The sequence below is a fragment of the Streptococcus intestinihominis genome (assembly GCF_046824975.1).
Lineage (GTDB): Bacteria > Bacillota > Bacilli > Lactobacillales > Streptococcaceae > Streptococcus.
Genome location: NZ_JBKQBL010000001.1, coordinates 384,345 through 389,216, shown reverse-complemented (window position 1 = coordinate 389,216; position 4,872 = coordinate 384,345). Strand labels below are relative to the sequence as shown.

Sequence of the window (4,872 nt, the reverse complement as noted above, 5' to 3'; positions counted from 1 at the left end):
GTTGGATGCAGTCCTTGACTACCTTCCAAGCCCACTTGATATCCCTGCAATCAAGGGTGTAAACCCTGATACAGACGAACAAGAAGAACGTCCAGCATCTGATGAAGAGCCATTTGCAGCTCTTGCCTTCAAGATCATGACTGACCCATTCGTAGGTCGTTTGACATTCTTCCGTGTTTACTCAGGTGTCTTGAACTCAGGTTCTTACGTATTGAACACATCTAAAGGTAAACGTGAACGTATCGGACGTATCCTTCAAATGCACGCCAACACTCGTATGGAAATCGAAACAGTTTATTCTGGAGATATCGCTGCTGCCGTTGGTTTGAAAGATACTACAACTGGTGACTCATTGACAGATGAAAAAGCGAAAATTATCCTTGAGTCAATCGAAGTTCCAGAACCAGTTATCCAATTGATGGTTGAGCCTAAATCTAAAGCAGACCAAGATAAGATGGGTATCGCCCTTCAAAAATTGGCTGAAGAAGATCCAACATTCCGCGTTGAAACAAACCCTGAAACTGGTGAAACAGTTATCTCTGGTATGGGTGAGTTGCACTTGGATGTCCTTGTTGACCGTATGAAACGTGAATTCAAGGTTGAAGCAAACGTTGGTGCTCCTCAAGTATCTTACCGTGAAACATTCCGCGCTTCTACACAAGCACGTGGATTCTTCAAACGTCAATCTGGTGGTAAAGGTCAGTTTGGTGATGTTTGGATCGAATTTACTCCAAACGAAGAAGGTAAAGGATTCGAGTTCGAAAATGCGATCGTCGGTGGTGTGGTTCCACGTGAATTCATCCCTGCAGTAGAAAAAGGACTTCAAGAATCTATGGCTAACGGTGTTCTTGCTGGCTACCCAATGGTTGACGTGAAAGCGAAGCTTTACGATGGATCATACCACGATGTCGACTCATCTGAAACTGCCTTCAAGATCGCTGCATCTCTTGCTCTTAAAGAAGCAGCTAAATCAGCACAACCAGCTATCCTTGAACCAATGATGCTTGTAACCATCACAGTTCCTGAAGAAAACCTTGGGGATGTTATGGGTCACGTAACTGCTCGTCGTGGACGTGTAGACGGTATGGAAGCACACGGTGCAAGCCAAATCGTTCGTGCTTATGTACCACTTGCTGAAATGTTCGGTTACGCTACTGTCCTTCGTTCTGCAACTCAAGGACGTGGTACTTTCATGATGGTATTTGACCACTACGAAGATGTACCGAAATCAGTACAAGAAGAAATCATTAAAAAAGCTAAAGGTGAAGCATAATTTTACCGTCTAGCTAAAAGCTTTCCTCATAGGAGGAAAGCTTTTTTTGATTCGAAAAGAACTTAAGGCCTCTTCCTCATAAGAGATAGTGAAAATGAATATGAAAGTTTGTGTAATATTTCTAATCCTAATGAAATCAGTTGCATTTTAGGGGAAGAAAGTATATAATAATATTGTTGAAAGATGATTTGTAACCTATCAAGTTACTCTTTTCACATAAAAAATTTTTTGATTTTCATAAGGAGGAAATCACGAATGGTAGTTAAAGTTGGTATTAACGGTTTCGGTCGTATCGGTCGTCTTGCTTTCCGTCGTATCCAAAACGTAGAAGGTGTTGAAGTTACTCGCATCAACGACCTTACAGATCCAGTTATGCTTGCACACTTGTTGAAATATGACACAACTCAAGGTCGTTTCGACGGTACTGTGGAAGTTAAAGAAGGTGGATTCGAAGTTAACGGTAAATTCGTTAAAGTTTCTGCTGAACGTGATCCAGAACAAATCGACTGGGCTAACGACGGTGTAGAAATCGTTCTTGAAGCAACTGGTTTCTTTGCTAAGAAAGAAGCTGCTGAAAAACACTTGCACCCAGGTGGAGCTAAGAAAGTTGTTATCACTGCTCCTGGTGGAAACGATGTTAAGACAGTTGTATTTAACACTAACCATGACATTCTTGATGGTACTGAAACAGTTATCTCTGGTGCTTCATGTACTACAAACTGCTTGGCTCCAATGGCTAAAGCTCTTCAAGATAACTTCGGTGTTGTAGAAGGATTGATGACTACTATCCACGCTTACACTGGTGACCAAATGATCCTTGACGGACCACACCGTGGTGGTGACCTTCGTCGTGCTCGCGCTGGTGCAGCTAACATCGTTCCTAACTCAACTGGTGCTGCTAAAGCTATCGGTCTTGTAATCCCAGAATTGAACGGTAAATTGGACGGATCTGCACAACGCGTTCCAACTCCAACTGGATCAGTTACTGAATTGGTTGCAGTTCTTGAAAAGAACGTTACTGTTGATGAAGTAAATGCGGCTATGAAAGCAGCAGCTAACGAATCATACGGTTACACAGAAGATCCAATCGTATCTTCAGATATCGTAGGTATGGCTTACGGTTCATTGTTTGACGCAACTCAAACTAAAGTTCTTGACGTTGACGGTAAACAATTGGTTAAAGTTGTTTCATGGTATGACAACGAAATGTCTTACACTGCACAACTTGTTCGTACTCTTGAATACTTCGCAAAAATTGCTAAATAATTCATCTGTATGATGAGAGGAGGGTAACCTCCTCTTTTTTTGTACTTTTTTTAGTTCCTCCTCACCTTATTATAGGATCTGCTAAAATGAATTGACAGACCTCTCTTTAAAGGGGTAAACTAAATCTGAGTGAAGATTTCCAATTCAAAAAAATGTAAGCGATTGCACGCGAGTGAAGGAGGAGTGTTTTAGGAGATTGGAAATCAGTAAAATAAGATGGAGGTCAAGATGAAAGGTCATCAATTTGAAAAACAACAACGTTTTAGTATCCGAAAATTCAGTGTAGGAGTTTGTTCTGCATTGATTGGATTGGCATTTTTAGGAACGGGGGTAGTCTCAGCAGATGAGACGCATGCGACTAATGAACAACCCTTAGAAGCTTCCACAGCAAATACGGAAGATGTCAATCGTTTGATCAGAGAAGCGGGAGTCTACACTGCAGATGCTGCTTTGCCAACTGCAGAAACAGCAAAACCAGTTGAGGAGGCAACTCCAGCTACGACAGAGGCTGGTCCTGCTAGCACAGAAGCTAGCCCGACGACGACAGATACTCCAGTCGTTTCAGCGACGGAACAACCAAAAGTAGCTGCAGAAAAAGTGGAAGATTTACCAACCAATGAAGAAAAACAATTAAGACCGAAAGAGGTCAAGTTTGATACTTGGGATGATTTGTTGAAATGGGAACCTGGTAAACGAGTAGATGATGATTTGAACAGAGCAAGTGTCCCCCTTGCTAGCCGTTTTCAAGGGAAGCAAATCAACGAGCAAGCCAACCCAGAAGCAAAGATCCAAGCCCTTTCTAACATGAACTCAAAGGCTAAGGATCATGCTTCCGTCGGTGGGGAAGAGTTTAAGGCTTATGCTTTTGACTACTGGCAATATTTGGATTCTATGGTCTTTTGGGAAGGACTTGTCCCTTCAGCAGATGTGATTGATGCGGCCCACCGAAATGGGGTTCCCATTTACGGAACACTCTTTTACAACTGGTCTAGTAGCATCAAGGATCAAGAGCGCTTTGCAGAAACCTTGAAAGAAGATAGTGAAGGCTCAAAAACCTTCCCGATTGCTCGTAAATTGGTTGATTTAGCCAAGTACTATGGTTTCGATGGTTACTTTATCAACCAAGAAACAACAGGGAACTTAGTAGAGCCTTTGGGGCCAAAATTAAGAGATTTCCTTCTTTATACCAAGGAATATGCGAAGAGCGTCAACTATCCGATCAAGTATTCTTGGTATGATGCTATGACTTATGAATATGGTCGCTACCATGAAAATGCACTGGGTGAGTACAACTACAATTTCATGCAGCCTGAAAACGGGGAAAATCCTGTAGATACCTTCTTTGCCAACTTTAACTGGGGCAAATCAGAAGTTGATTATTCGATTAGTACAGCCAAATGGATTAACCGCAATCCTTATGATGTTTTAGCGGGTCTCGAACTTCAAAAAGGAGGTTCTTATAAGACCAATGTCGACTGGAATGCGATTCTAGATGAGCATGGCAAGTTGCGTCTATCTCTTGGGCTTTATGCACCTGATACCATTACAGGTCTAGGAAAGACAGGAGAAGGTTACCATACCCATGAAGATCTATTCTGGACTGGTTTCCAAGGGGATCCAACCAAAGGAAAACCAGCAGACCAATCTTGGTACGGGATGTCCAATCTAGTAGTGGATAAAACGCCAATTACAAGTGCTAATTTCAATACGTCCTTTAATACAGGCCACGGCAAACATTGGTTTGTGGATGGCAAGATTTCTAAAGAAGGGGAGTGGAACTACCGTTCTGTTTCTGGCTACCTTCCAACATGGCGCTGGTGGGTAGAGCATAGTGAAGATAGTACGCCATTAAAAGGTCGCTATGATTTTGATCAAGCCTACAATGGAGGGAACTCTTTAACCTTTGAAGGGGATTTGAAAGCTAATAGCAGTCAAAATGTTATGCTCTATTCTACTAAGATTCCTGTGACAGAAACGACAAAATTAAGTGTGTCTCACAAGGGTGGGGTCGGAGCTGCTGCTTGGGTAGCTGTTGCCACAAAAGAAGACTACTCTGAATACGAATGGAAGGAATTGACACCGAGTGCGGATTGGTCTACTCAAACCTTTGATTTGGGAGGCTTGGCGGGTAAGACTATTTATGCCGTTAAGATGTTCTTTGATCATGATGCAGATGTCAAAGATTACAAGTTCAACCTCGGTCAATTGTCGATTACGTCCAACCAAGAAAAACCAGTAGCCCCATCTGAAGTGACTGTTCGGGCAAAACGCCTGCAAAATGCCCAGGAAGCGGAGGCTGTCCTTAATTTTAAAGGGGTTGCGGACGCAGATTA

At 42.5% G+C, this 4,872-nt stretch carries 3 protein-coding genes; all 3 read left to right on the top strand.

Features of this window, described 5'->3' with window-relative positions; genetic code table 11:
- Window positions 1-1,273, top strand: a 1,273-nt coding sequence (gene fusA / locus ACLOR3_RS02045) for an elongation factor G (RefSeq protein ID WP_412036944.1), incomplete at its 5' end; no start/stop codon positions are given.
- 255 nt (window positions 1,274-1,528) lie between these two features.
- Window positions 1,529-2,539: a type I glyceraldehyde-3-phosphate dehydrogenase gene (gene gap, locus ACLOR3_RS02040; protein ID WP_006595530.1), complete on the top strand. Its 1,011-nt coding sequence runs from the start codon at window positions 1,529-1,531 to the stop codon at window positions 2,537-2,539.
- Window positions 2,540-2,767: 228 nt separating this feature from the next.
- The coding region (locus ACLOR3_RS02035) for an endo-beta-N-acetylglucosaminidase (protein WP_412036943.1) at window positions 2,768-4,872 on the top strand (2,105 nt) is incomplete at its 3' end.